19 protein-coding genes are annotated in these 26,506 nt (G+C 45.1%); 9 read left to right on the top strand and 10 right to left on the bottom strand.

Annotated elements, in window-relative coordinates:
• Positions 1–30: 30 nt before the first annotated feature.
• Positions 31–1,557, bottom strand: coding sequence for an aminotransferase class I/II-fold pyridoxal phosphate-dependent enzyme (locus tag NYP67_RS01765; protein ID WP_415702261.1), 1,527 nt, complete (start codon positions 1,555–1,557; stop codon positions 31–33).
• 358 nt (positions 1,558–1,915) lie between these two features.
• On the opposite strand from NYP67_RS01765, the gene NYP67_RS01770 reads away from it, so the two are divergent.
• On the top strand, positions 1,916–2,182 hold the full coding sequence (locus NYP67_RS01770; RefSeq protein WP_016636345.1) for a hypothetical protein: 267 nt from the start codon (positions 1,916–1,918) through the stop codon (positions 2,180–2,182).
• A 47-nt stretch (positions 2,183–2,229) separates the two neighbouring features.
• On the opposite strand, the gene NYP67_RS01775 is transcribed toward NYP67_RS01770, so the two are convergent.
• Positions 2,230–3,066 (bottom strand): nitroreductase family protein, encoded by an 837-nt coding sequence (locus NYP67_RS01775; protein ID WP_473411117.1) that lies wholly within the window; start codon positions 3,064–3,066, stop codon positions 2,230–2,232.
• 170 nt (positions 3,067–3,236) lie between these two features.
• Between NYP67_RS01775 and NYP67_RS01780 the strand changes: the two genes are divergently transcribed.
• A complete protein-coding gene (locus NYP67_RS01780; protein WP_473411209.1) occupies positions 3,237–4,022 on the top strand; it encodes a histidine phosphatase family protein in 786 nt (261 codons plus the stop codon).
• A gap of 152 nt (positions 4,023–4,174) precedes the next feature.
• Positions 4,175–5,518: an ABC transporter substrate-binding protein gene (locus NYP67_RS01785; protein WP_004131351.1), complete on the top strand. Its 1,344-nt coding sequence runs from the start codon at positions 4,175–4,177 to the stop codon at positions 5,516–5,518.
• Positions 5,519–5,803: 285 nt separating this feature from the next.
• Here NYP67_RS01785 and NYP67_RS01790 read toward each other — a convergent pair whose 3' ends face one another.
• The gene (locus NYP67_RS01790; RefSeq protein WP_102705114.1) at positions 5,804–6,823 is read right to left on the bottom strand and encodes a LacI family DNA-binding transcriptional regulator; all 1,020 of its coding nucleotides are present in this window, start codon (positions 6,821–6,823) and stop codon (positions 5,804–5,806) included.
• A 344-nt stretch (positions 6,824–7,167) separates the two neighbouring features.
• On the opposite strand from NYP67_RS01790, the gene NYP67_RS01795 reads away from it, so the two are divergent.
• The 3 genes from NYP67_RS01795 to NYP67_RS01805 all read left to right on the top strand — a co-directional run bounded on the left by NYP67_RS01795 (position 7,168) and on the right by NYP67_RS01805 (position 9,628).
• A complete protein-coding gene (locus tag NYP67_RS01795; RefSeq protein WP_004131357.1) occupies positions 7,168–8,022 on the top strand; it encodes a carbohydrate ABC transporter permease in 855 nt (284 codons plus the stop codon).
• Positions 8,019–8,852 (top strand): carbohydrate ABC transporter permease, encoded by an 834-nt coding sequence (locus NYP67_RS01800; RefSeq protein ID WP_004131359.1) that lies wholly within the window; start codon positions 8,019–8,021, stop codon positions 8,850–8,852. The genes NYP67_RS01795 and NYP67_RS01800 overlap by 4 nt, the downstream gene beginning before the upstream one ends.
• Before the next feature lie 161 nt (positions 8,853–9,013).
• Positions 9,014–9,628 (top strand): DUF624 domain-containing protein, encoded by a 615-nt coding sequence (locus NYP67_RS01805; RefSeq protein ID WP_415694915.1) that lies wholly within the window; start codon positions 9,014–9,016, stop codon positions 9,626–9,628.
• 216 nt (positions 9,629–9,844) lie between these two features.
• Here NYP67_RS01805 and malQ read toward each other — a convergent pair whose 3' ends face one another.
• The 6 genes from malQ to NYP67_RS01835 all read right to left on the bottom strand — a co-directional run bounded on the left by malQ (position 9,845) and on the right by NYP67_RS01835 (position 20,629).
• Positions 9,845–12,112, bottom strand: a complete 2,268-nt coding sequence (malQ, locus tag NYP67_RS01810) for a 4-alpha-glucanotransferase (protein WP_415694914.1) — start codon at positions 12,110–12,112, stop codon at positions 9,845–9,847.
• A 244-nt stretch (positions 12,113–12,356) separates the two neighbouring features.
• Entirely contained in the window at positions 12,357–14,381 is a 2,025-nt protein-coding gene (locus tag NYP67_RS01815; RefSeq protein WP_415694913.1) for a hypothetical protein, read from the bottom strand.
• A 428-nt stretch (positions 14,382–14,809) separates the two neighbouring features.
• Positions 14,810–16,807, bottom strand: a complete 1,998-nt coding sequence (gene pulA / locus NYP67_RS01820) for a type I pullulanase (protein ID WP_415694912.1) — start codon at positions 16,805–16,807, stop codon at positions 14,810–14,812.
• A gap of 113 nt (positions 16,808–16,920) precedes the next feature.
• Positions 16,921–17,841: a sugar ABC transporter permease gene (locus NYP67_RS01825; protein ID WP_004131368.1), complete on the bottom strand. Its 921-nt coding sequence runs from the start codon at positions 17,839–17,841 to the stop codon at positions 16,921–16,923.
• Positions 17,838–19,241, bottom strand: coding sequence for a carbohydrate ABC transporter permease (locus tag NYP67_RS01830; protein ID WP_353938653.1), 1,404 nt, complete (start codon positions 19,239–19,241; stop codon positions 17,838–17,840). Before NYP67_RS01830 ends, NYP67_RS01825 begins: the two co-directional genes overlap by 4 nt.
• Positions 19,242–19,399: 158 nt before the next feature.
• Entirely contained in the window at positions 19,400–20,629 is a 1,230-nt protein-coding gene (locus NYP67_RS01835; RefSeq protein ID WP_016798848.1) for an extracellular solute-binding protein, read from the bottom strand.
• Positions 20,630–21,063: 434 nt separating this feature from the next.
• Here NYP67_RS01835 and NYP67_RS01840 point away from each other — a divergent pair, with 434 nt between their 5' ends.
• Both NYP67_RS01840 and NYP67_RS01845 read left to right on the top strand, forming a co-directional pair.
• Entirely contained in the window at positions 21,064–22,758 is a 1,695-nt protein-coding gene (locus NYP67_RS01840) for an alpha-amylase family glycosyl hydrolase (protein WP_415694910.1), read from the top strand.
• A 297-nt stretch (positions 22,759–23,055) separates the two neighbouring features.
• A complete protein-coding gene (locus NYP67_RS01845; RefSeq protein ID WP_415691565.1) occupies positions 23,056–23,829 on the top strand; it encodes a TraX family protein in 774 nt (257 codons plus the stop codon).
• On the opposite strand, the gene NYP67_RS01850 is transcribed toward NYP67_RS01845, so the two are convergent.
• A complete protein-coding gene (locus NYP67_RS01850) occupies positions 23,813–24,829 on the bottom strand; it encodes a LacI family DNA-binding transcriptional regulator (protein WP_119529574.1) in 1,017 nt (338 codons plus the stop codon). The two genes, NYP67_RS01845 and NYP67_RS01850, sit on opposite strands and share 17 nt — an antisense overlap.
• A 257-nt stretch (positions 24,830–25,086) precedes the next feature.
• On the opposite strand from NYP67_RS01850, the gene NYP67_RS01855 reads away from it, so the two are divergent.
• Entirely contained in the window at positions 25,087–26,475 is a 1,389-nt protein-coding gene (locus NYP67_RS01855; protein WP_101889827.1) for an extracellular solute-binding protein, read from the top strand.
• Positions 26,476–26,506: the final 31 nt, after the last annotated feature.

Below are 26,506 nucleotides of genomic sequence, written 5' to 3' on the forward strand. Positions count from 1 at the left end.
CATAATTTTTTTATATAAAAATTATTTTTTCTACTGGCGATAGTAGGAGAGGAAGTTAGAGAGTTTGCCCATTGCGTCACGAAGCGTTTGCAAGCGCGGCAAGTAAACTACGCGGAAGTAGCCTGGAGTCTGCCAATTAAAGCCTTTGCCGTGCACAATCAGCAACTTCTGATCGCGCAGCAAATCAAGCGCAAACTGTTCATCGTCGTGAATGTTGTAGCGAGCAGGATCGAGTTTTACAAACATGTAGAAAGCAGCATCTGGCCGCTCAACGCTTACACCATCCATCTCTTGAAGTGCGTTATAGCAATACTCGCGCTGCTCATACACGCGTCCGCCTGGCTCCAAATACTTTTCAACGCTCTGGTATCCGCCCAAAGCAGTCTGAATAATCGACTGCGCAGGAACGTTCGAGCACAAGCGCATATTAGACAGCATGTTAAGTCCCATAATGTAGTCGCGAGCCTTGGATTTATCTCCCGAAAGACTCATCCAACCAATACGGAAGCCAGCAATCATATGTGACTTAGAAAGTCCGCTGAAAGTTACGCAGAATACGTCTGGAGCAAGAGAAGCAATCGAAATATGCTTCTTGCCATCCATAACAAGACGGTCGTAAATCTCGTCCGCAAAAATAATCAGATTAAACTCGCGCGCAATCTTAACAATCTCTTCCAAAACTTCGCGACTATACAGCACACCCGTAGGATTATTCGGGTTAATAATCACGATTGCTTTAGTGCGAGGGGTGATTTTAGAGCGAATGTCGGCAATATCTGGGTACCAATGCGACTTTTCGTCACACATGTAGTGCACAGGAGTACCTCCAGCCAGGCTAGCGCACGCAGTCCACAGCGGATAGTCTGGGCTTGGAATAAGAATCTCGTCGCCGCAATCAAGCAGTGCTTGCATAGAAAGGTTAATCAGCTCGGAAACGCCGTTTCCAGTGTAAATATCTTCCATTTGTACGCCTGGAATGCCCTTAAGCTGATCGTATTGCATAATCGCCTTGCGCGCGGAGAAAAGTCCGCGACTATCCGAGTAGCCTTCGCAGTCAATAAGCTGCTGCTGCATGTCGTAAATTACTTCGTCTGGAGCGCGGAAACCAAAAGGAGCAGGATTCCCAATGTTGAGCTTTAGAATATGCGTTCCGTTTGCTTCCATGCGGTTTGCTTCTTCAACAACTGGGCCGCGAACATCGTAAAGCACGTGCTCAAGTTTGGTGGATTTGTTGAAAGATCTATGTTTGAGTGTTTGGGAAAGTTGTTCTTCTGTAAGCTGTGGCTGATTTAATTGTGATTCTTCTGCAGACTGGCAGTTTTGCGCGGTTTTTGCGCAAGAATGCCCACCTTTGATTCCGTCGCTGCTAATTCCAAGAATTTGTGCAAGCATATCTCGCACGTCTTTGCGTGGCTCAGTTTTTCCGCTTAAATATTGACTTAACTGGCTTTTGCCAAGTTTATGGCCATCTTTTGCTGCAAGCTCGATTACGTCAATCTGCTTATATCCCTTGATTTTCATGGCCTTTTTAAGGTCGTTTGCAAAATTCTGTGCCATAATCCGTCTTTCTTATAGAAGCTTATAAAATCAGCATTCTTAAATTGAACAAACTTACAACAAAGTTCAAAATAGAAGATATAAATTGAACTTTGAGGCGATTAAAAGACAATTTTACGCGCCAAAACTCATTTTGCAAGCATAAAGTTGAATTTATTTTGAATTTTGACCAAATTCTGGCTGAGCAATAATTAAGAATTGAACTAAAAAGACATTAAATTGAACTTATTTTGATTTGCTGGAATACGATTTTGCGCAAGCCGCAATCTTGTAGTGTGTTTGTATTAAAAAGTGCCTAAATTGGGTATAATCGCACTACATAAAGTTGCGAATCATCGCAGTTTGTTGCGGTGATACTATGGGTTACATGTATTTCTTTACTCCGCGCAGATGTGAATCTACTCAAAAAATAATGTATGCCAACAAAGGGCAGGCTCTTATGGCAGCGGATAAAAGTTTTACTGAACGCGGAGCAAAGCTGTGGGTTTATAAATGCGATTATTGCGGAAGTTGGCATTTAACGCATTCAAATCCTGCGATTCGTAAGTATTGCGATATGCGCTCGCGGTTTGAAACAACCAAACCTAAGTCTAGAAAACGCGGATATAAGCCGCGTATACGCTAAATAATTGATGTTAAATAATTAACACTAAAAATCAGCAAATCAGCAAATCAGTACTTGAAAGTAAATCCTTGCGCATTAAGCTGCGATTCGCAACTGTGGTTTTTAGCTCCAGAATCTACAGCAAGTTTTGCGATTTGTGCACTGAATGCGTCCACTGGCCTATCTGCATTACGTAAATCGTAGTATTTATGCACTCTTTCGTCGAAGTCTGCAAGTTTTTCAATCAAAACATCATCGCTGCTAGGGTATTCATTTTCAAAGAATTGCATACTCGAGTCCATGCACGGCTTTAATTCTGGCCTTTGGTCTGGCTTGCCAATTGCAAGCCCAAGAACTGGATACGTGTATTTTGGCAACTTCAAAAGTTCAATTAAATCTGGAATATTATTCAAAATTGAACCAAGGATTACGCAACCGAGTCCAAGCGATTCTGCGGCTGTTTCCATTGCGTGTAGTGCAAGAACAGCGTCGTTTTGCGACTGCGAGAATCTGTAGCCTGTTTTAAGAGTAAAATCGTTTCCGTCTGCATCAATGCCGTTTTTACGCGCTATAGCAGCATTTCTGTGCTGGTCAATAATAAAAACATACAAAAGTGGCGCTGTTGCTATGTAAGTTTGATTTCCAAGTTTAGAAAGTTTTTGTTTAAGATCTTTGCTAGTGATTTTAATAGCCGACCAATCGTTCAAAAACTGGCTGCAAGCTGCGCGCTGTGCCGCTGCTTCCAACGTTTTTGCAATATCTTCGCTAATTGGCTCATTTTTGAAAGCGCGTATAGATCTGCGATTAAGAAGCGTTTGAATAGTTTGATTCGCATATGCATTTTGCGCGTTGTTTTGCGTATTGTTTTGCTCGCTGTTCTGTGCGTTGCTTTGAGTTGACGTCATGTTTTTATATTAATGGCAACGAAATACCAATTAGAAATTGGCATGTAGAAGTGTTATAAAAGTGTTATAAATGTACGAGTGAACAAGTTGGCAGCGAAGCCGCTTGATAAATGCTTGCGTTAATGCACCAAGCGCAAGCTAAAAATGGTGGTGCTAAGGCGGCGTTGGGTATGCTGAACGGTTTGAACAATATTGACATTAAAGTTAATGGCGATTTGTGCACAACGGATACAACAGATACAACGGATTCGTACGCGATTCAAGATGTTCCAGCAACATGTTCGGGAGCGCCCGAAGGGCGACTAGTGCTTTTGCGCCACGGTCAAACTGCTTGGAGTGAATCTGGCCAGCATACAGGCCGCACCGATATTCCACTAACGCAAGTTGGCCGCAATCAAGCTATAAGCGCAGGCGCCAGGATTCGTCAAGCTTTTCCAAACGGTTTTAGCGAGGATTGCCAATTTGTAAGCCCTCTTGTTCGTGCTCGTCAAACAGCTCAGTTGGCAGGATTTGCGCATTGCACGCCGCTAGAATATGCTGCCGAGTGGGATTACGGCTGTGCAGAGGGGCGCACTCGAAAAGATGTGTCCGCGCTAAGCGGTGTTGAGTCGTGGGACGTTTGGAAGGATGGCCCTAAAGCTCTTCCAGATTTTATGTCGGATTCTTGCCAAGAGGTTCTTCCAAGTGGCGAAACAGTAAAAGTCGTGCGTACTAATGGCGAATCTTTACAAGAAGTTTCTAATCGTACTCAAAAAATAATCGACTCTGTTTTACCAAAACTTAAAAGCGGCAAGGATGTGATTATTGTAGCTCACGCGCACATTCTTAGGATTTTAGCAACCAGATGGCTTGGTGTTGATGCTTCTTACGCGCGCTTACTTCGACTAGACACCGCGCATTACAGCGCTCTTGGAACTTATAAGGGCGATCGTGTAATCGTTCGCTGGAATTGCTGATTTTTGCTTGCTTTAGATATACGACACGCCACCATATCAACGCTGCTATCGTTTGCAATATTTTTGCATTTGAGGCATAATAAAAAATGTCGAAAGGGCACCTAGGGGTGCGGCGGCCAAAAGGTAGGCCGACGGCATAGGAGAAAGGTTCGATGATGAATCGTACAATTAAGTCAACAATTGCGCTTGTAGCTTGCTCCGCAATGGCATTCGGTGCGCTCGCTGCATGCGGTTCCAGTTCTTCGGATTCTTCCGATAAGGGCAAGGTTTACTTCCTTAACTTTAAGCCAGAATCTGCTGATCAGTGGAAGGAAGTTGCTAAGGAATACACCAAGAAGACTGGCATTCCTGTAAAGGTTCAGAACGCTGCTTCTGGCACTTACGAGCAGTCCCTTAAGAGCGAAATCAGCAAGGGCAACGAAGCGCCTACACTGTTCCAGGTGAATGGTCCTGTTGGCTACGCAAGCTGGAAGGATTACACTGCAGATCTTAAGGATACCGAGCTTTACAAGCAGCTTCAAAACAAGGATATTGCTCTTAAGGATGGAGACAAGGTTGTTGGCGTTCCATACGCAATGGAAACTTACGGCTTGATTTACAACAAGGCTTTGTTAAAGAAGTACACGGAGCTTAAGGATGCTAAGGTAAAGTCTGCTGAAGAGATTAATTCCTTCGATAAGCTCAAGGCTGTTGCGGACGATATTCAGGCTCGTAAGGGTGAGCTTGGTGTTGATGGTGCATTCACTTCTGCTGGCTTCGATTCCAGCTCTGATTGGCGCTTTAAGACTCACCTTGCAAACATTCCTCTGTACTACGAGTTTAAGGCAGACAAGGTTACCAAGCAGCCAGCAAAGATTAAGGGCACGTTCCTTGATGGCTACAAGAAGATCTTCGATCTTTACATTACTGATTCCACAACTCCTGCAACTCAGCTCAGCTCTAAGACTGGCGAGGATGCAAACTCCGAGTTCTCGCTTGGTAAGGCTGTGTTCTATCAGAATGGTACTTGGGCTTGGACCGACTTGCAGAAGGCTGGCATGAAGGCCGAAGATCTTGGCATGCTCCCAATCTACATTGGTGCTAAGGGCGAAGAGAAGCAAGGCTTGGCTACTGGCTCCGAGAACTACTGGTGCATTAACGAGAAGACTTCGGATGCTAACAAGAAGGCAACCAAGGACTTCTTGAAGTGGGTTCTTACCTCTGATTACGGCAAGGAAGCTATGTCTAAGAAGATGGGCTTCACCACTCCGTTCAAGAGCTTTGCAGATATGAAGTCTGAGAATCCTTTGACTGCTGCTGCTGTTGAAGACGCTCAGTCTGGCAAGACTCCTGTAAGCTGGAACTTCACTATGATGCCATCTGACAACTGGAAGAACGATCTTGGCTCTGCTTTGCTTGAGTATGCTCAGGGCACTGGCAAGTGGGATAAGGTTAAGAGCGCCTTCGTTGACAATTGGGCTAAGGAAGTTGCTCAAGCTCACGAAGATCAGGACTAATCCGATTAATCCTAAGAATTGGGTTAAAACTGGATTATTAAATTCATAATTTAATATATGTCATTTTTGTAATTGCATTAGCACAGTGCATTAGTGACAAGTAAAAGAGCTTCAAGCCTAATGGTTTGAGGCTCTTTTTATTTTAAGAATTATCTTTAGTAAGTTGTGGCTTTAGTGAGATGCGTCTTGAGTTAGGTGTGGCTTGAGTGAGATATAGCTTGAGTTAGGTATGGATCGAGTTAGATATAGCTTTATTGGAAGAATGACCTTAGTCTGATAATTGTCTTAATTGTTTTCAAGTTGACTTGTGCTTGATCTAACTATAAGCTGTGCTGGAATGGTAATATATTTGCATTCTTCGCTTAAATAATCGCCATTAATCAGAGACAAAGTTATTTTGGCTGCGTCTACTGCCATTTCTGCAGGGTCTTGGCGAATAGTCGTAAGCCCTGTTTCTCTAGCGTAAAAACTATCGTCAAAACCAATAATCGAAACGTCTCCAGGTGTGCTGTATCCGCTTCTAGAAAGCTGGAACATAAGCGGAATTGCTATGCCGTCTTCTTGGCAAGCAATCGCCGTAGGAACATTTACGTTGCTTAAAAGCGAAGAGACAATTGAGCTTATTCTGTCTAATCCTTCGGGGGCAACGATTTCTGTAGGCGTAATGCCGTTGATTTTGCATTCGTCAATAAAAGAGTGGTAGCGCTGCAAAACGCTAAAATGCAGTGAGATATCGCGGTTTGTGCGAATGTAGGCAATGTTTTTGTGGCCTAGCCCAATAAGATGGCGTGCCATAAGTCGCGCGCCTTGATCGTCGTCTATGTTAATCGTTGCGTCAAAATCGCAATCCATAGGATTCAAGCAGTTTATACCTAAGACTGGCACGCCAGTGGCCTTTAAGGAAGCTACTTCCGATTTGTTTACGTCGAAGGAGCAAACGATTACAGCGTCTGCGTTTCGGCGAGTTGGCAGCATGCTAAAGAACTCTGCGCGCTCTTGGCTGCTGGATATTTGGAAGATTGAAAGGTCGTAGCCTGCGGGGTGAAGAACTTGATTTAGGCCTTGTATAATCGACGCGCTAAACCATAGTCGAATGCTGTCGCTAAGAAGAAGTGCAACTCTTAGTGTTTTGCCAGATTTTAGTGCCGCTGCGGATCTAGATATTGAAAAGTTTAGTTTTTCGGCAATAGCTAATACTTTGTTGCGCGTTGCTGCGGAAACCAAGTCTGGGCGCGTAAAAGATCTAGAAACAGTGGATACAGATACATGCGCCTGATCGGCCACGTCTTGAATATTAGCTGGCATTTGAACTCCTTTATTCGCGCAGCAAAATGTTTACTCAATATCTTCATTAATATTGTTAAAACATATGCAACGCTAGTATATGAGCAGTGTTGCATATGAGAATTTTCACGTGCTTATTTGCGCTCATTACACAAACGTTTGCAATACGAACAATAATAGCAGGTTTTGCCGTAAAATCGCCAAAAATAGGGATTTTTTTCACATTTGATTTTTGCCTTCTTAAGTGGCGACATGCAAAAAATGACAACGTTTGACATTGTGGTTGCATGTAGTAAGATAAAAGTATTGGTTCGAGCGCGGCCGCTCGCACAGGCGCGTACTCAAGGAGGAGAAAGTGACGAATCATGATTAATATGAGTGGAAAAGCAATACGCAAATGGTGGGCGTTATTCGCTCTGCCAACGTTTGCTGCATTTGTAATTGGCTTCTTAGTGCCATTTGTAATGGGCGTGTATCTTAGCTTTACTAAGTTCCATACTGTTACTGACGGAAAGTTTGTTGGAATCCGCAATTATCGCAAGGCTTTGCGCGACCCACACTTCCTTCATTCGCTAGTATTTACAACAGCTTTTACGGTTGTAACAACAATTGTTATTAATGTTATTGCATTCGCAATCGCTTACATGCTTACAAAAAAGTTTAAAGGCTCCAACCTATTCCGTACGGTATTCTTTATGCCGAATTTGATTGGTGGCATTGTTCTGGGCTACGTTTGGCAGGTAGTGCTTAATGGCATCTTGGGCTACTTTGGCCGTGCTATTACGTATTCTGCAACGTACGGATTCTGGGGCATGGTTCTTTTGATATGCTGGCAGCAAATCGGCTACATGATGATTATTTACATTGCTGGCTTACAAGCGCTTCCAGGAGACGTTATTGAGGCAGCTGCCGTTGATGGTGCAAGCCCAACGCAGACGCTGTTTAAGATTACAATCCCGCTTATGATGCCGTCTATTACGGTTTGCACGTTCTTAACGGTTACAAACGGATTCAAGCTATTCGATCAGAACTTGGCGTTGACTAATGGTGCTCCTTCTAGAAAGTCGGAGATGCTTGCATTAAACATCTTCAACACATTCTATGGAAGACTCAATGGTGAAGGCGTCGGTCAGGCAAAGGCAGTTATATTCTTCATTATTGTTGCCGTTATTGCCTTGATTCAGAACAGGTTGACAACTTCTAAGGAGGTGGCAGCATGAACGAGAAGACTAAGCATCCTGCGCTTTGGACCACGCTTTTTGCTGTAGTGAGTTTGCTGTGGATTTTCCCAATCGCGTTAGTGTTTATGAACTCCTTTAAGTCAAAGGTGTATATTGCTAGCGAGCCATTTTCGCTTACTCCAAAGTCGTTTATTGGTTTTGATAACTACGTTCTTGGCATTAACCGCACGAATTTGTTGATGAGCTTCTGGTGGACAATTGTTGTAACGATTGGCGCTGTGGCTTTGATTCTGCTTTGCACTTCTATGTGTGCTTGGTGGATTGTGCGCGTAAACAATTGGGCTGCAAAGCTTCTTTACGTGTTGTTCTTGTTCAACATGATTGTGCCATTCCAGATGGTTATGTTCACGCTTTCCAACATCACTACAAAGCTTGGATTGAACACTCCTTGGGGCTTGTGGATAATCTACCTTGGATTCGGCGCAGGTTTGGCTGTGTTTATTTTCACAGGCGTTGTAAAGGGCATTCCTCAAGAGTTGGAAGAGTCTGCAATGATTGATGGCGCTTCTGTGCCACGCATATTCTTCCAGATTATTGTGCCGATTATGAGGCCTGCAATTATATCCGTTTCTATCTTGCAAACAATGTGGATTTGGAACGACTTCCTTCTTCCATACCTCACTTTGGATTTGAACAAGTACAAGACGGTTTCTATTGCAGTTCAATATTTGAAGGGCGGCTATGGCTCTGTTGAAATGGGTGCAATGATGGGCTGCCTGGTTATGGCAATTGTTCCAATAATAGTCTTCTACCTAATCTGCCAGAAGTACATAATTAAAGGTGTTATGGCAGGTGCGGTAAAGGGCTGAGGTTTTTTCTCCTTCGAATCTCGGCACGCATGATGGTGGTTGCAAGTGTTTGCAGCCACCATCATTTGTGTTTAAGCGTATCTTTGTGTTTAAGCGTATCTTATAGTGTATTGTTATTTTAGATTTGTTTAAGTTTGCTTAATTAGGCGGGAGTAGTTGTAATGATCTCTTTTGGAAGCCCTGATTCTAAGTTCGCTCAAGGAATGGAATCGTTTGCAGATGCGGTCTGGCTTACTGTTCTAATGATTATTACCAGCATTCCGCTTGTAACGGTTGGAGCGTCTATTACGGCCGCTCACGAGACAGCTAGACGGATTGAACGTGGCGAGGCACACACAACAGCAATCTACTTTAAGTCTTTTAAGAATAATTTTGTTAAGGCAACTATTATTTGGGCTATTTTAGGGCCACTTTTAGTTGTAATTATATGGTCTTGGATTTTTGTGCAACTTACTCCGCTTTTAATAATAAAGTTTGCGATTAGCATTTTGTGGATTCTTGTTGCGCAGTGGGTGTTTGCATTGCAAGCGCGCTTTGAAAACTCGATTGGCAGAACTCTTATTAATTCGCTGATTTTTGGCGTTAGTTACGCTAGTACAACGCTTATAATGTTTTTGCTTGATTGCGTGTTCTTTGCGCTTGTGTACCTTTCACTAAGGTATTTTTTGCAAGGACTACCGCTGTTGATTTTGCTTGGGTGGGGGTCTTTAATTATGCTCCACACGCCGCTTTTGGAGCGCGTGTTTGCTAAGTACGTTGCGTCTAATACGCAGTGAGGCGAACATCGCCATAGATGCTCGCCTCACTTAGGACATCAAAAACATAGCGCGTAAGCCGTGTCTACAGGCGACCTACGCGCTATGCGAGAGAGAAAGAAGTTACTACATGAGTAACAATCAATATTTATTATACTCTTGATTCAAGTGTTTGCAAGTATTTTTAACCTTTCTTTTTACATTTTTTGGTGGTAATTTTACAGTTATTTGTGCTTGTTAGCTAATTTTTTCGCCTCGCATAATGGCGGCCATATTGAGTACGTGTTGAGACTTAAAAACGTCGCCTGTATGAACAACGTTTCCATCTTTATCTGCAAGAGGAATACGCCAATTTGGATACTCAGTACTGGTTCCAGGCTGATTTTGCGAACGCTTCTCTCCAACTGCATCAACAAGTGCCACTTGCAAAAGCAAAGATGGGGAAGTGCGCATAATCGCATGCATGGCCTCTACAATCTCTTGCACATGGTCTTCTACATGCTCGGCAGCGTCCTTGCTAATCCATCCACCATCCAAAAGCATCTTCATCATGGCGTCTCGCTCTGCGCTAGCAGCCTTTTGGAAGCTTTCTACGGAATCGGTAAGCAAGTGCAGCTCTTCGCGAATCTTAACGTGCTCAAACGCAAGATAGCCTGCTGTAGGAGGCATGTCGTGAGTAGTAACAGATGCCAAAGCGTATTCGCGGTATGTAGAAGGATCTGCAAATATGATTTCCTTCTTTCCAGCCTTTTTAGCGGCTTTTTCGGCTTCGTCATTGTGCGTAAACCATTCAACAACAGTTCCAAGAATGCCATGCGAAGCAAGCACCTTAGAAACGTACGCTGGAACAGTGCCAAGGTCTTCGCCGATCACCAATCCGCCTGCGCGAGTGGCCTCAATACTAAGAACTGCAAGCATTGCGTCCACATTGTAGTAAACGTAAGCACCGTTCTTTGCGCCTTGGCCGCGCGGAATCCACCACAAGCGGAAAAGACCAAGCACATGGTCAATGCGAACTGCGCCAGCATGCAAGAACACGTTGTGAACCATGTCTCGGTATGCAATGTAGCCAGTTTCGTCTAAGTAATTAGGGTCAAATGGCGGCTGGCCCCAATCCTGACCCTGCTGGTTGTAGAAGTCTGGAGGCGCGCCAACACTAACGCCGTTAGCAAAGCGCTCTGGGCTCCACCATACGTCTGCGCCGTATCCGTGCACGCCAACAGCCATGTCTTGCATAAGACCAATCGCCATTCCTGCAGCCTTAGCTTCGGCGTGAGCAGCGGCAACTTGCTCATCTGCAATCCATTGCAGCCAGCGGTGGAACTCAAGCAAATCAGCGTGCTCGCGTCTAAGCATGTCGATCTGAGGCGTGCCTTTGCCGGTTGTATCAAACCAAAGATTATCTCCCCAAGGAGCACCCCAAACTTCAAAGGCTACGCACCAAGTAGCAAAAGCGTCTAAGTCTTCTCCAGAGCGAGCCTTAAAGTCTGCAAAATCCTGCTCGCGCTCGGCGCTTCTAGGCTGCTTAAAAATAAGCTTTAAGGCTGGAAGTTTTGCGTTCCACGCGGCGTTAATATCCATTGGATTTGGATTGTTATTAAGCGCTTCCACGCCCTCGTGCAAAATCTCCACCTCTTTGCGCTGGCTATCGCTAAGCTGCGCGTACTCTGGAATATCTTGCGGACGAATGTATGTAACGTTTAAGAACCTGCGCGATTCTGGCAAGTAAGGAGAAGGCTCCAAAGGTGCCACTGGTGCGCACGCATGAATCGGGTTTATAAGCATAAAGTCGGCTTTGCCAATGCTGCCAGCGTCTTTAAGCAGTCTGCGCAAGTCGCCATAATCGCCAACGCCCCAAGATTCCTTTGAGCGAACGGAATAAAGCTGAGTCATGTATCCCCAACGATGGCGTTCTTGAACGCTTTGCGGAAGTGGGATTTTTGCTGGCGCGCAAATCAAAGTTGATTGCGCGTGTGCAACAGTTTTGCCATTTTTATCTTCGACTTTTGCAAGAAGAGTGTGGTAGCCCATTGGCAAGTCTTGCGGAAGTTCAAGAGTTAATCCGTCTTCTTCGCTTGTTTCAAAGTTGTTAAGAGGCTCTTCGTATTCCGACCCATCTTCTAGCGTAAGCGTTATATGGATTTTTTCTGGACTACTTGTAGCTTCTTCAGAGTGAATAGGAACAATCGTTTTTGCTCCAATAAAGCACACCACGGTTGGTGGCAGCAGCTCGCTATTGCGCTTTTCTTGAACGCGTTTTAGTGAGTTTTCAATGCTTTCGCTTGTGGTTGCAGGGTAGCCCAGCGCGTCTAGAACGCCTACAAGCGCTTCGTCCGTAATTTCCGTATAGTCACCTAGTTGGTCTATGTAGAAAGTTGCAACTCCGCATGCTTTTGCAAGTTTAACTAGTGGGCGAGCAAGCCTTTCTGCGCTTTCTTCTACGGGCACAGTTGTGGCAGCCTTTGTTTTGCCGTTAGTTGTTGTGCCATTGTCTGTTGTGCTCATGATGCTCCTTTGTTAATCGTGGCACATGTACGAGCATCGAATTGATTTCAAACGATGCTAAAGGGTGCGGTTCTCAACACATCACTGGATTGAGGCACGCTCTAGCTAACCATTATATTAAGTATTGATATCGTTTGCAATATTGGCGATTTTTGTGGTATTTAACAAAAACCGCAGAAAGCTAAATGCCAACTGCGGTTTTGTTATTTGCGATTATTTGTGCATGTTTGCTGCTAGTTGCTACTTACTTGCGGCGGATTCGCATAAAGTGCCAGCCAGCGCCGATTGCTGCGATTCCAGCAGTGATGCTGCCAGCAACAGCTGCGATTAGCGTTGTGTTGTTGCCAGCAGCGTGCTCACCGTTGTTTGCGGCAGCTGCCTGAGCGCTCTTATCGCTGCTATTGTCTTCGCTCTTAGAGTCTTCACTCTTTGAGTCTTCGTTTTTAGATTCTTCGCTCTTGGAGTCTTCGGATTCCTTCTGGCTTTCGGCTTTTGCGGAATCGTTAGATGTGTTCTTTGACTCTTCGCTCTTTGCTGCGCTTGCGGAGCTTGCTGCAGTAGCAGCAGAGGCGGCAGAAGCAGGAGCTGCAGCACGAGGCGTGCGTGCAGGAGTCTCTGCGGCTGCTTGCGACATAGCAGTAGCGTTTTCTACGAGTTCTTCTGCAGCTTTAGCGGTATTCGCAGGCTCCGTTTGATTTGCTGGAGCAGCACTGTGCTTAGGTGCGGATTGTGGCTCAATAGGAGCAGGCGCCGATTCCTTTGCCTCTGGAACAGATGGAGCTGGCTCTTTTGGTTCTGGAGCAGAAGGAACCGCTTCCATAGAGCCTGCGCCTGGAATAACATTCAAATTGCCGCCGTTTTGCTGCGCGTGGCTTCCTGCAAAGTTTCCTTGAGCAGAGCTATCGCTATCTTGCGCGTTGTTTTCTGGCTGCTTAGCCTGTGGTTTTTGGGCAGCTGGAGGCGCTGGAGGAGTAGGAGGAGTTTGTTTCTCTGGCTCTGCAGGATTTTGTGGATTAGCCTGTGGAGTCTGTTGATTCCCTTGTGGAGCGTTCGGCGCTGGAGCTTGATTCTGCTCTTGCTGCTCTGGCTCTGCTGGAGCAGGAGCTGGAGCGTTCTGCTGGTTCTGCATTGGTGGAATTTGCTCTTGCGGAGCATTCGCATCAGGCTCGTCGGCAGATGGGAGACCAGAGCTAAGTGCTTCCTCTGCTCTCTTAGCAGCTGCAGCAAGCGAATCTTTGCGGCCGTTAAGGTTGTTAGACAATGTGCTTAATTTGCTTATATACGTAGTAAGATTATCTGTGACGATTTTAAATGCGCCTTTACGATGTTCGTCTTTCTTAAAAAGATCTCCATGATTACTCTCAAGACCTTTAATCATATTCCAAACAGTATTGCTTTTTTCTGAGATTTTATCTGTTGCATCGTTAACCTTAGATTCTGCATCTTGGATTTTTTTCTGAACTTTAACAACTTTTTCAGACGCTGCTGCAATCTGGTTCATAGCATCTGAAGCGTCTTTAGCTGTTCTTTCTAAATCCCGCCTTGAATTTTGCAAATTTTCTTCAATAATTTTTTTATTTTCACCTTGAGCGTCTTTAAGCTCTTGAGTTCTAGCTGCTATATCTTTCTTCGCTTTTTCGATTCCAGCTACAGCTTGTGTTTTCTTTTCTATTGCGCTATTTACGCTCTGGATAGCTTCATCGGCTTCGTTTTGAGTTTTAGTTACTTCTTCTTCTACTGGATTGTATGATGCAGTTGCTTCGTTTAGATATTTGTTTGCATCTTTAAACTTCTCTGTTGCATCTTTTTCAAACTTCTTTTGTGCTTCTTCAGGCGGTGTTTTAGAATCCTTGCCACCAGCTTGCGCACCAGTGTTGCCTTCGGAGCCATGATCTTCTTTCTTTTCAGAAGATTTGCCTTGTGTGCTTGCGCTAGGGTCGGAGTCTGTTTGGCTATTGCCTGCTTGACCTGCTTCGCCAACGCCAGCACCAGGATTGCCTTGAGTCTGACCTTGCTGTGGATTGCCAGCGTTAGTACCAGCACCAGCAGCATCGCCTTGCGGATCAACAGTAACAACTTCGCTCATGCGGTCAAAGCCTTCGCCAGCTTGTGTAACAGAAGAAACTGGAGTTACCTGCGTAGTTTTCACATCTTGCGTCAAGGTTGTAGTCGTGTCTGCGGCGTTTGCTGCGTTTGCAATGCTTATGCTTCCAATAAGAGCCAAAGAGCTAGCGCCTAAAGAGATAGCGGCTGCAATCTTAGCGTTCATATTTACCTCATTCTTCAAATCATTTAGGTTTGGGGGTGGGGATATTTGTTTAATTATCAAGTTGTAAGATCAAAGCGCTGCCATGCAATGTGTGCTTTAATAGCGTCTCTGTCTTGTTACTGAACTTTCTCCTCTCCACCATCGCGAATATACGCAAGGGGGGTATAAAGTCTAAAAATGATTCTAGCAGAACAGCAGGAATAATTCGCTCACTTTGGCAATTTATAAGGAACAATTAAGGAAATTACAAGGTTTTGCCTTGAAATATTAGCATTTGACTCAGTATTCAACTAAGTATTCGAAAATATAATATTCAACTATAATCCAAAAATAATCAAAAAATAATCCCGACTTTGTTTCCAAATCACAAGAATAAGGGAACAAAATCGGGATAAAATGCGATTCGAGCGCTAAAAAAACTCGAGCAATCAAGCGCGCTTGTTGCTTAACACAACGAATGTACGCGGCGGAATATGAACCGCGCGCGGATCGCCATTATCGTCGCAAAGCATTGATGCGCGGCTGCCGGAAGCGCTGCCAATCCATCTATCAAAGTACTCGCTGGAGTCCAGCACACAGCGCCATTTTTTGCGGCTTGCGCAAGGCTCAGGCAAATCAACCGTTGCAGACGCATCTTTCATAGGATTAGCGCACACAATCAAGTCGCTTTCAATTTGCTCCGCAAGAACAGAATTATCGGATGCATTAAGACGAGTGTGCTGAGCATCGTAAAACTCCGCATTCTTAGCGCGAAGTTTTATAAGCGCGCTATACCAGTCTACAAGCGGTTGGAATCGCTTAGCTCTAGACCAATCAAGCTGGTTCATAGCAACTCCGCGATTATAGGAGTTATCGCAACCATGCTTAGTGCGGCCAAACTCTTCGCCGCCAAGCATAAATGGCATTCCAGCGGAGCACAAAATTATGCCAGCGCTAAGAATGTTAGCGCTGAAGATGTCTGCAACGCTGTTTGGATCGCTTGCGTCAAAATCGCAGTTAGACGCATTGTCGCGCATAGAAATACACAGCTTATCCCACAAAGTCAAATCGTCGTGAGCAGAAACATACTGCACAATCTGACCAACACTCTTACCAGCACAAGGCATACCACGCCAGCCATTAAACGCGTTTCGCACAGGATCCGCCGTCCAGAACTCGTTGCCGTTTACATAACCGCGGTCTCGATGATCCATAACATTGCCCTTAATCGTGTCACGAGACTCATCACTAAACCAGCCGATTCTAGAATCAAGGAAGTCGCGCCCAGCTTTATCTCCCATAGGGCAATCATCGGCTACAGCTGCAGCATCCGCACCCCACGGCTCGCCGTACATAAGAATATCTTTGCCGCCATCAAGCTTATCTAGTTCGGCACGAATCATGTTCAAAGTTTGCGCATCCGTTAAGCCCATAAGGTCAAACCTAAAACCATCCACGTGGTAGCAGCGCGCCCAATGCAAAATAGACTCAATCATAAAACGTCTAAACATTGGGTGGTCGGAAGCCATTTCGTTTCCGCAACCCGATCCGTTTGCAAATCCGCCGTCATCCTTGCGCCTGCAAAAATAGCCAGGAGCAACGCTTTCAAACGCGTTCGATGCTGCTTCAAACATGTGATTATAAACAACATCCATAACTACGCGCATGCCATTCTTGTGCAAAGCGCCAATCATCGCCTTGCACTCGCGGATTCTTGCCGTTCCGTCGTACGGGTTGCTGGAGTATGCGCCTTCTGGCACGTTGTACGCGTGAGGATCGTAGCCCCAATTGTAAAGCGAATCAACACTTTTTCCATCTTTGCGTGCAGACGAAATCGCAACCTCATCCACAGTCGCAAAATCGTAGATTGGCATTAGTTGAACGTGAGTTACGCCAAGTTTTTTAAGATAGTCGATTCCAGTAGGGAAGTTGCTATCTGAATCTAAAGTTGTATGCGAATCTGTAAAAGCAAGATACTGACCGCGGTGTTCTGGCTTAAATCCGCCATTTGCATTGCTGCTAAAGTCTTCAACGTGCGTTTCCCAAACAACCGTTGCATGGCGCACAAATTCTGGCGATTTGTCTTTGTGCCACCCTGCAGGAGCCACGCGATCTTCGTCAATAACAAGGCTGCGCTCGCCATTTACGCCGCTAGCAACACCCCAAGGGTCGCTTGTGCGATTCACTTTTCCATCTGCAAAAGTCACAAGAAAGTCGTAGTAAACGCCATCTAGTCTTTGCAAGATTGACGTTCTCCATGCTCCGTCGCGCAATGGCTTCAAATCACGTGTTTTAAAAGGTTCGCTGTTGTTTCCTGTTTCAAAAAGTCGCAGTGTTACGCTCGATGCTGTTGGCGCCCAAAGCGTAAATGTGGTCGATCTTTCGTTAAGCGAGAATCCGAGCTGCCCCGAATAAACTGGCCATTGTGTTGAAGGTGGGAACGTCATGAATATATCCTTTTGTATTTTATTAAATTATTTAGCATAAAATACGAAGGCCGAAACGCTTTTAACGCTCGACCCCCATATTTCACCAAACTCTACAATTAATGCAGAGCTTACTATCCCTTAACAGAGCCAGACATCGACTCTTCGTAGAATCGTTGCATAACAATGAACAGGATTGCGATTGGAATGGAAACGCACACAGCTCCAGCGGAGAATCGTGCGAACCAGTGATTGATGTATTCTCTCTGCAACATTTGGTACAAGCCCAAAGCCACAGTGTAATTATCTTGAGTACGAGCAATCGTCTTAACAAGAACGAAGTCAAGCCATGGACCCAAGAAGCTAACAATAGCCTGGAACACAATCATAGGCTTGCATATTGGAAGAATAATCTTATAGAATACTTGCCAAGTTGTGCAACCATCCAAGTAGGCGGCCTCGTCCAAAGACTTTGGAATCGTATCCATGTAGCCCTTCATAACGTAGAAACCCATGCCGCTACCAGCAGAGTAAACGATAATCAGGGAAATAAGAACAACGGAGCCATTCGTTAATCCAAAAGCCTTCAAAATGAAGTAGATAGCAATAACTGCCATGATTCCTGGGAACATGCCAAGAATCAAAGCAATATTCATAAATGTCTTACGACCGCGGAAACGCAAGCGAGACATGCAGAACGCTACTACAAGCACGAAGAACAGAGAGATAATGCACACGAAAATAGACACAATCAAGGTGTTCAAGAACATTCGTGGGAAGTCAAGAACTTCTCGCTCAGTAAACAGCTGAATGTAATTATTAAACGTATACTTAGTTGGGAAGAACGTTGTCTGGTATGGAGCGGTGTTTTGGTTAAAGCTTTCCAAGAACACCCATACGATTGGCGCGAGCCAAATAATAGACATAATAATCAGGAAGATATGAGTGATGATATCTCCGATTATGCGGCGCACGCGCTGATCGCGCCAGAATGGAACGCTGCGTGTACTATGCACAGTTTGTTCGCTTTGCATAAGATCCTTCTTATTACTCACCGGAATCCCTCCTCATTCTTGTAGGAGCCAGAGTTGCGGTATGTTATCAAAGCAACAATCGCAAGCACAATGAATGTCATAATGCCGATTACCGCGCCCATGCTGTAGTTATCTTTATCAACCGTAAGCTTGTACAGCCATGTGATGAGCAAATCAGTCTTACCTGCCGAAGAGCCGATTGGTGTTGGCTCGCCGCCAGACAAGAGGTAAATAACGTTGAAGTTGTTAACATTGCCAGTGAACGTTGTAATTAAGTATGGAGTCATAACAAAGAAGATGTATGGCATAGTAACGTTCATAAAGCGCTGCCACCAGCTTGCACCATCAAGTTCTGCAGCCTCATAAAGTTCTGCTGGAACATTTTGCAAAATACCAGTGATTTGCATGATTGTGTAAGGAATACCAACCCAAAGGTTGATGAGAATAACGGTAACCCTTGCCCAAGTAGCATCCTGGAAGAATGGTAGTGGAGAATGAATCCATCCAGAAGAGATGAGAAGACGGTTAATAGCGCCATCTCTTTGCAGCATGCTGTGCATAACAAGCAAAGACACAAACTGTGGAACTGCGATTGTAAGCGAGAAGCAGATGCGCCACAAGCTCTTAAGGCGAGTAGTGCGCCTGTTAATAATCATTGCCATAAACATGCCGAAGAAGAAGTTCAAGAATGTAGCGAAGAAAGCCCAAACAAGGGTCCAAATCAAAACATCGAAGAAGATTCCAGCATTAATGGTTCCAGTTGTGTTTCCAAGAATCTTAACAAAGTTGTCTAAGCCAACCCAATGGAACAGGAGTGTGTGATCACGGTCGTAATTTGTAAACGCCATTGAAATCATGAATGCTAATGGCAATACCGTAAACAGAACAATTCCAGCGGTTGGAAGAGTCATAAAACCAACGTGTGCGTGGCGGTCGAGCAAAGATTCAACATCTTTAACAAAGGTGATAGGCTTTTCTCCGCGCTTTACAAAGGATTGAGCCTTGTATGCGCTGCGCAAAGATAAAGTAGCCAAATAAACTAAAACAATAATTGCTGCAATGCTCATAACGCCATACAGCAAAATCTCAACAGAATTATCTCCAGCAACGTAGTGCCAGAAGCCGTTAATCTTTACTCTGCCTTGTTTTTTAGTGCCGAGCGTACCGAATTTTGGTAAATATTCCGCGCCAGTTGTGGCCAAGAAGGCAAGAACTCCAGCCTCGCATAGAAGAAATACGAGACCTTTCACGTACTGTTTGCGAACGAAGTTACCAAAACCGAAGATAATTATCGAAACCCAAGACAGTGCGTCTGCGTTCTTTGCAGCCTCCTGTAGTGAGTATTGCGAAGGGGCCACAAATTCATCGGCAGAAGGTGCCTTCTTTCGCTTCCCTCGCTTGGTGGATGTCGTGCCAGTCATGACATGCCTTTCCGTAAAATTGTGGGGCTTATACAAGCAAAGAACGCCCCGCCCCGATTTGCTGTTCTTAGGGGAGCGGGGCGTCCTTGCCGTGTTTTTCTAAATATTATTTTCTTTTAAAAGAATTTAATATTTAGAAAATAGTCATAAGTTATTACTTACTTCTTAAGAGCTTCCTCAAAGCCCTTCTGGAAGTCTGCAATCTTTGCAGCGGCGTTGCCGTCGTTGACTTCCTTGTTGGCCAATGCAGTACCGAAGGTCTTCATTGGATCCCAGAAGGCACCCATTTCTGGAACGGTTGGCTGCAAGACAGAAGTCTTAGCAATGGTGTTCATCTGAGCAACAGCGGCTGGGTTATCCTTAACAAGATCGCTCAAAGCCTTAGCAACTGGGATGTCGCCGTGAAGCTTGTACATCTGCTCCTGGGATTCCTTAGAACCGAGGAATGCAGCGAACTTAGCGGCCATCTCTGGAGCCTTGGAGTTAGGGTTGTAAGCAACAGCCTTAGAGCCAGCGAAGGACTTCATCTGGTGCTCGCCGTCTTCGGACTTAAACTTTGGAAGCTGAGCAGCAGCGTAGTTGTCGCCCAAAGCCTTCTTTACGTCGCCAGCATCCCAAGAGCCAGAGAAGTAAGCGTCAACAGTGTGGTTCTTAATGCCAGACAAGCCAGCGCCATCGCCATCCATTACAAAGTTCTTGTTCTGAATGAGCTTTGCAACATACTTAGTGATTTCGGCAGCCTTATCACCAATCTTGATGCCGGCCTTGCCATCGTTGCTCTTCTCGCCGAAGAGGGTCATGTTGCCATCAAGGTAGAAGCCTGGAAGGTACCAAGCGTTGCTAATATCGAAAGCAACCTTGCCCTTTTCGAGCATCTTATCGAGGGACTTAACGTCTTCGTCGGAGAACTTGGACTTATCGTAGTACATGAACCAAGTGTTGCCCATGTATGGAACGCCATAAAGCTTGCCATCTTGAGCGGTTACAGACTGGATGATGGTCTCATCGTTGTCTCCCTTAACCTGCTTTGCAGCATCGTCGCTCAACTCGCCAATTGCGTTTGCCTTTACCAAGTCGCCGAGCTGATCGTTAGGGAACAGGTAAACATCGGCAGCGGCCTTAGCATCCTGCTTAACTGTCTTAGCAGCATCTGGTGGTGCAACAACAGCGTTCTTAAAAGTAACTTCTGGGTGATCCTTCTGGAAGGCTTTCTCCATAGCCTGAATCCAGCCGCCAGCCTTCTGATCTTCGGAAGAAGACCATACGGTGAGCTTTACTGGGTTCGACTTGCTGCTGGAGCCAGCGTTGGTGCTAGAACCGCATGCAGCAAATCCAAACATAGTGGCGATTGCGAGGCCTGCGCCCAGCACTTTCTTCATATTCGTCATCCTTGACCTCCTATATCATGCCAGCTTGGCATGTTCTTTGGTGGCATAGTAACAAATTTCATGTGACGCAACTTCGACGTTTCTCTGCGTTTTTGCAGCGTCACATTTGTTGTTGAAATCTGTTTATAAGCAATGTGTAGTATACACGTATATATTGTAGTTGGCAAATCATGTTGCGCGCTATTGGAAAAATTTCCGCTAAAGTTGTTTATTCTTGATAAAAAGTTATATTTTATTTTGTAAATCAGTAAATTTATCGGAATTTTATTATTGATTGGTCGAATGCGAGTCGACGATTTTGAGCTCAGTCAAAGCGGAAAGTTTTCCTGATTTTGTTGCTCAAAATGGCAAAATCAACAACAAAATGCGGAAATGTGAATAGTAAAATAAAATTAGACAGGTCACGCCAACAAAACCAACAAAACGGGGGAAACATGCAAAACGAACATGCGCAATGGCTGCGCGACGCCGTATTCTACGAAATCTACCCACAAAGCTTCTATGATTCAAACGGCGACGGAATCGGCGATATTCCAGGCATAATCGAAAAACTCGACTATGTAAAATCGCTTGGTTGCAACGCGATCTGGCTAAATCCTTGCTACGATTCGCCATTTAAGGATGCGGGCTACGACGTGCGCGACTACAAAAAAGTGGCAGCGCGCTACGGCACAAACGAGGATTTGCAACGTCTTTTTAGCGAAGCGCATAATCGTGGAATGCGCATTTTGCTAGACCTTGTTCCAGGTCACACAAGCGAAGAGCACGAGTGGTTTAAGCAAAGCTCGCGCGCGCAAGAAAACGAGTTTAGCAAGCGATATATTTGGACAGACAGTGCGTTTAGTGGCTATTCCATGCCGTTTATTGGCGGAGAAAGCGAGCGAGATGCAACGTATATTCTTAACTTCTTTAAATGCCAGCCAGCACTAAATTACGGCTTTGCGCATAGGGATCGCGCGTGGCAATCTGCGCCAGATTCCGCTGAGGCTGCGCAAACGCGCGCCGCGATGGTTGATGTTATGCGATTCTGGCTTGCGCTCGGCGCGGACGGATTCCGTGTAGACATGGCGGATTCGCTTGTAAAAAACGACGACAACAATGGCGAGGGAAGCCTTGGCAAAGACAACACGATTCGCGCATGGCAAGAAATGCTGGGCGCTGTAAAAGCCGAGTATCCGCAGGCTGCTTTCGTTTCGGAGTGGGGCAGGCCGCGTCAGGCTCTTGCTGCTGGATTCGACATGGACTTCTATTTGAATTGGCGCTGGGATGGGAATCCTAACGGTTACGCGCGCTTGGCTCGCGATGTGGATAATGCGCTAGATAGCAATCCCGAGCACGACCGCAGCTACTTTAATGCGCGCGGTGGCGGTAGTATTTGCCCATTTTTAGACGATTATTGCCCGCAGTATGAGGCCACTTGCAACGAGGGCTACTTTAGTTTTATAACGTGCAATCACGATACTCCGCGCCTGGCTCCGCGATTAAGCGAGCGCGAAAGGCGGATTGCGTTTGGCATGATTCTTACAATGCCAGGTGTGCCGTTTGTGTATTACGGCGACGAAATCGGCATGAAATACCGCGATATTCCTACAAAAGAGGGCGGTTATGCGCGCACGGGCACGCGTACGCCAATGCAGTGGGATGATTCTAAGAATTTTGGATTCTCCACGGCCGCAAAGTCGAAGTTGTACCTGCCTGTTGAGGCGCGCGCGGATGGAAGAACTTGCGCAAACTCGCGCAAGCAGGCCGTGCAAAGTGGCGAAATTCCAACGGTTTTGGGGCAGGAGCAGCATGGCGATTCGCTGCTTAACTGGGTGCGCGCGCTGATTTCTTTGCGGCACGAGTGCGCGGCGTTGCACGCGGATGCCACTTGGCGAGTGTTGCACGCGCCTGTGGATGGTCGCAGTTTTGCGTACGAGCGGTGTGCGGTTGAGTCTGGAGAAGCGGCTATAAATCGATGCGTTGTGGTTATGAATCCTGGATTAAACGAGGAGACGATTGCGCTTAGCGCGCTTGCAGGGCTTACGCCAGAGGCGATTTTGCAGCCGCGGCTTTCGATTGGGGCGGTTGCTTGCGATTCTTCTGCGCTTAAACTCGGCGCGCAATCCTTTGCCCTGTTTGTTTTATAATCCGTTTCATCGTTTGTTGTTGTACAATCGCACTACATAAACACGCGAAACTGTAGTGTGTTTGTACCGAATTTCAGCGTTTTTTAATACAAACGCACTGCATAAACGCACAAAACTGTAGTGTGTTTGTATTTGATTTTGGTGTTTTTTGATACAAACGCACTACATAGATTTCGCGCCACATAGATTTAATGCGGAGTTTGATACAATTGCAATGATTATGCAACAATGGCAAAAGCTTATACGCACTCAACGTTATACGCACTTAACGCAACGAGTGCGAGCAAGAGGTGAATTATGGACGCGCTAAAACCAAAGATCCGTGCAGACAAGAACATAAAAATGGGGATTACGCTCAAAAAGTTCAAGCTGCTCGGCGCTGTAATGATGATGCTCAGCGCGTTCGGCACAACCGTGATTCCGCACCTTTTTGGCGGCCTTTCCGCATCCAACATGTGGAGCCTCACCGCTGCCGTAGTGTGCGAAGTTGTAAGCTGGTCGGCCCTGCCATGGTATGCGTGGCTACTCGTTCGCGGATATCAAAACACGCATAACCTCAACCTTTACACGCTCCGCCTTCTTGTGCTTGCTCTTATTTGCGAGGTTCCGTACGACTTTACAACCTTTGGATGTGCTTTCGATATGCGCTCGCAAAATCCAGTGTTTGGGCTTGTTATTGCGCTTTTTGTGCTTTCGGGAATCGACATGGTTCGCGCGCGTTTTAGTGGCGCGCAAAAAGTGGCGTCAATCGCAGTGATCCTGGTTGCAGGAATATTGTGGAATCTTTTCGGCAAAGTCGGCTTTAGGCAGAATATTTTTTGGGGCGGAGCTTTACTTTTAGGATTTGTTTTGATTTTTAGGTTCCTAGAAAACCACGAGATTCGCATGGAGCTGATTGCTGGCGCTTTCGGCGCTATGTCGCTTTTGGCGCCAGGCGTTGGCGTGGCTGTGTTGCATTATCGCAGTCCGTATGGCGACGGCCCTAAGCAAACTAAGCAATTCCGCTGGCTTATGTATGCGTGGTATCCGCTGATGCTTGTAATCGCAAGCGTGTTCACGATTCTGCTTTAGGTGCAGCCGTAGAATTTCTTATAATAAGTTGCACTGGAGCTGTAAGATGTCTTCGCGCTACAGCTTTACCTTCTATAAGAGATATCGCAATGTTCCCAGCTTGTTCTGCCATTGTTTTAGGATTTTGACGGATTGTGGTTAGTCCAGCCTCTTTTGCATAAGTGCCATTGTCGAATCCTATAATCGATAAATCTTCAGGCACGCGAATTCCTAGTTTTTGCAATCTAAACAGAAAGGGCATTGCTGTTGAATCCTGGTGGAAGCATATTGCAGTAGGCGGATTTTCTTGTGTAAAAAGCTCAGAAAGAGTGGCATCTATAGGGTCATCTTTTATGTCTATTGGCAGTACTTTCCCTTGTATTCCATAAATATTGTTGCACACGTTTTCAAAGCTTGTTATTCTTCTTGACGAGCTAAAGCGGAAAGATGAACAAAAATGCTCATACACGTATAAAAGACGCTTATGCCCTAATGTTGCTAAGTGTCGAATCGCAAGTTTTATACCCAGAGCATCGTCGATTCCGATTGATGCAGAAAGCACTTTAGAAGCTGTGCAGTTTATTCCAACAATTGGTACGTTTATGCGTTGTAATTGTTCGGCCTCGTTGCTGCTTATGTCAAATGAAGATACGATTATTGCGTCTGTGTTTGCGCGTAAAGGCAGCTCTTTAAAGAAGTTTTTCCTTTGTTCAACTCCCTCTAAAAGGTGTATTACAAGGTCGTAGCCGTTTTTGTTAAGTACGCTATTTAATCCTTCTATAATTGCTGCGCTAAACCATTCGATTTTACTGCTTCCGATTAGTAGCGTTATGCGATACGATTTGCCTGTTTTAAGCTCTCCAGCGGTTCTAGAAACAGTGAAATCCATTTGTTCGGCTGCGCGCATGACTTTGGCGCGTGTAGATGCGGAGACTTTTTCTGGGTGTGCGAATGTTCTGGAGACTGTTGCAATCGATACTCCCGCCAGTGTTGCTACATCGCAAATACTAGTTTTTGACAAGTCGCACCTCTTTTAAGCGTTTTAGCTGAAGCGTTTTAACCGCATCTCTTGTAATCACCCTGCTTTTAGTTATCATAAATGAAAAGGTTTACATTTTTAGACACGCCGCCTAAAAAGTATTTATTCATGCAAAAATAGCCTAGTATTAAGGATTCAAAATGAAAACCTTTACATTTACATTTTTAATGTTTGACCGAGCTAAACGTAAAGCAATATTATAAAGTTACCCATCAATTTCACGAGGAAGTGGAGTAGTAATGAAAATTAAAAAAATATGCATATCCTGCATAGCAGTTTTAGGAATGATTTCTACGCTTGCCGCATGTGGGAATAGTGGTGCAGCAGGAGTAACCGATACAAAGAAAGACAAAGGCCTAGCTGTTATGGGTCAAGCTTTAAAGTATGACCCGAATCATTTAGTAAATCAAGGAAAGCCAATCCAACTCGAGTATTGGAGCTGGGGAGATGCATCCACCGATCCAATTTACGAAATGATTAAGGATTATCAAAAGATTTATCCAAATGTGAAGTTTAAGACTAAGAACGTTGCCTGGGATGATTATTGGACAAAGCTTCCACTTGCTCTAAAAGGAACAAAAGGCCCAGCTTTGTTTAATATTCACAATTCCAAAGATGAACTTATTCGCCCGTACGCTGCTGACTACAAGATTGACAAAGCTGCTATGGAATCGGATTACGCAACGGCGAGTGCGCATGAAGATGCTAAAGGTAATGTAAAGTACATTGATTCTGTAATCAACACGGGAAACATCTACTACAATAAGAAGCTTTGGAAGGAAGCTGGTTTAACTCAGGCAGACATTCCTACGACTTGGGATGAGTTGCGCGAAGTGGCAAAGAAACTCACTAAGTGGAATGGTTCCAAGATGGAACAGGCTGGATTCAACGTGAATGGCGATGCTTATGCTGCAATCAATCAAGGATTGAACTATCAGCGTGGTGAACTTGCTTTTGATGAAAGTGGCAAGAAGCCTAATTTTGACAACAAAGTCACGCGTGAAAACATGAAGTTCTTGAAGAACTTGTACGACAAAGACAAGGTTATTTCTACTGACTTTGGCACGGATTACACGCAAAGCTTTGGAAACGGCCAATCTGGAATGGTTTATGCCTGGGGATGGCTCGAAGGTGTGCTAAAAGAAAAGTACCCAAATATTGAATATGGAATCTTCCCAACTCCAACATTCACAAAAGAAAAGCCATTTGCGTACGATCGCTACAATGGAGAATCCACTCCCGGAATTAACGCGCATCAGTCGAAAGAGCAGCAAGAGGTTGCTCAAGACTTTATTAAGTTCATTCTTGCTAACGACGCGTTTATTCGCTCGGCAGTAAAGCATTTGAACTCGTTCCCAGCAAAGAAGTCTTTGCAAAACGATCCTGAGATTCTAAAGGCTCCAGTAATGGCTGCGATTCAGCCGCGTGCAAATCGCCTAATCTGGCCAGGAATCACGCCTTCTACCGTGGAAACAAGTAGCAAGGCTGCTTTCCAGAACGTTATGCAAAATGGTGAGTCTATTGATGATGCAATCAAAGAGGCTCAGGCAACAATGGTCAAAGATATGAAGAATTCTAAGTTTACGTCTGCAGAAAGTAAGTATGAGTTCTTCAAAGAGCACAAGTAAAAACAAAGCAGACTAGTTAGATAGTTGTAAA

The organism is Gardnerella sp. c23Ub_4, assembly GCF_055804115.1.

Coding starts and splice junctions, on each gene's coding strand:
- NYP67_RS01765 (WP_415702261.1), bottom strand. CDS start 1,557: ATGGCACAGAATTTTGCAAACGACCTTAAAAAGGCCATGAAAATCAAG.
- NYP67_RS01770 (WP_016636345.1), top strand. CDS start 1,916: ATGGGTTACATGTATTTCTTTACTCCGCGCAGATGTGAATCTACTCAA.
- NYP67_RS01775 (WP_473411117.1), bottom strand. CDS start 3,066: ATGACGTCAACTCAAAGCAACGCACAGAACAGCGAGCAAAACAATACG.
- NYP67_RS01780 (WP_473411209.1), top strand. CDS start 3,237: ATGCTGAACGGTTTGAACAATATTGACATTAAAGTTAATGGCGATTTG.
- NYP67_RS01785 (WP_004131351.1), top strand. CDS start 4,175: ATGATGAATCGTACAATTAAGTCAACAATTGCGCTTGTAGCTTGCTCC.
- NYP67_RS01790 (WP_102705114.1), bottom strand. CDS start 6,823: ATGCCAGCTAATATTCAAGACGTGGCCGATCAGGCGCATGTATCTGTA.
- NYP67_RS01795 (WP_004131357.1), top strand. CDS start 7,168: ATGATTAATATGAGTGGAAAAGCAATACGCAAATGGTGGGCGTTATTC.
- NYP67_RS01800 (WP_004131359.1), top strand. CDS start 8,019: ATGAACGAGAAGACTAAGCATCCTGCGCTTTGGACCACGCTTTTTGCT.
- NYP67_RS01805 (WP_415694915.1), top strand. CDS start 9,014: ATGATCTCTTTTGGAAGCCCTGATTCTAAGTTCGCTCAAGGAATGGAA.
- malQ (WP_415694914.1), bottom strand. CDS start 12,112: ATGAGCACAACAGACAATGGCACAACAACTAACGGCAAAACAAAGGCT.
- NYP67_RS01815 (WP_415694913.1), bottom strand. CDS start 14,381: ATGAACGCTAAGATTGCAGCCGCTATCTCTTTAGGCGCTAGCTCTTTG.
- pulA (WP_415694912.1), bottom strand. CDS start 16,807: ATGACGTTCCCACCTTCAACACAATGGCCAGTTTATTCGGGGCAGCTC.
- NYP67_RS01830 (WP_353938653.1), bottom strand. CDS start 19,241: ATGACTGGCACGACATCCACCAAGCGAGGGAAGCGAAAGAAGGCACCT.
- NYP67_RS01835 (WP_016798848.1), bottom strand. CDS start 20,629: ATGACGAATATGAAGAAAGTGCTGGGCGCAGGCCTCGCAATCGCCACT.
- NYP67_RS01840 (WP_415694910.1), top strand. CDS start 21,064: ATGCAAAACGAACATGCGCAATGGCTGCGCGACGCCGTATTCTACGAA.
- NYP67_RS01845 (WP_415691565.1), top strand. CDS start 23,056: ATGGACGCGCTAAAACCAAAGATCCGTGCAGACAAGAACATAAAAATG.
- NYP67_RS01855 (WP_101889827.1), top strand. CDS start 25,087: ATGAAAATTAAAAAAATATGCATATCCTGCATAGCAGTTTTAGGAATG.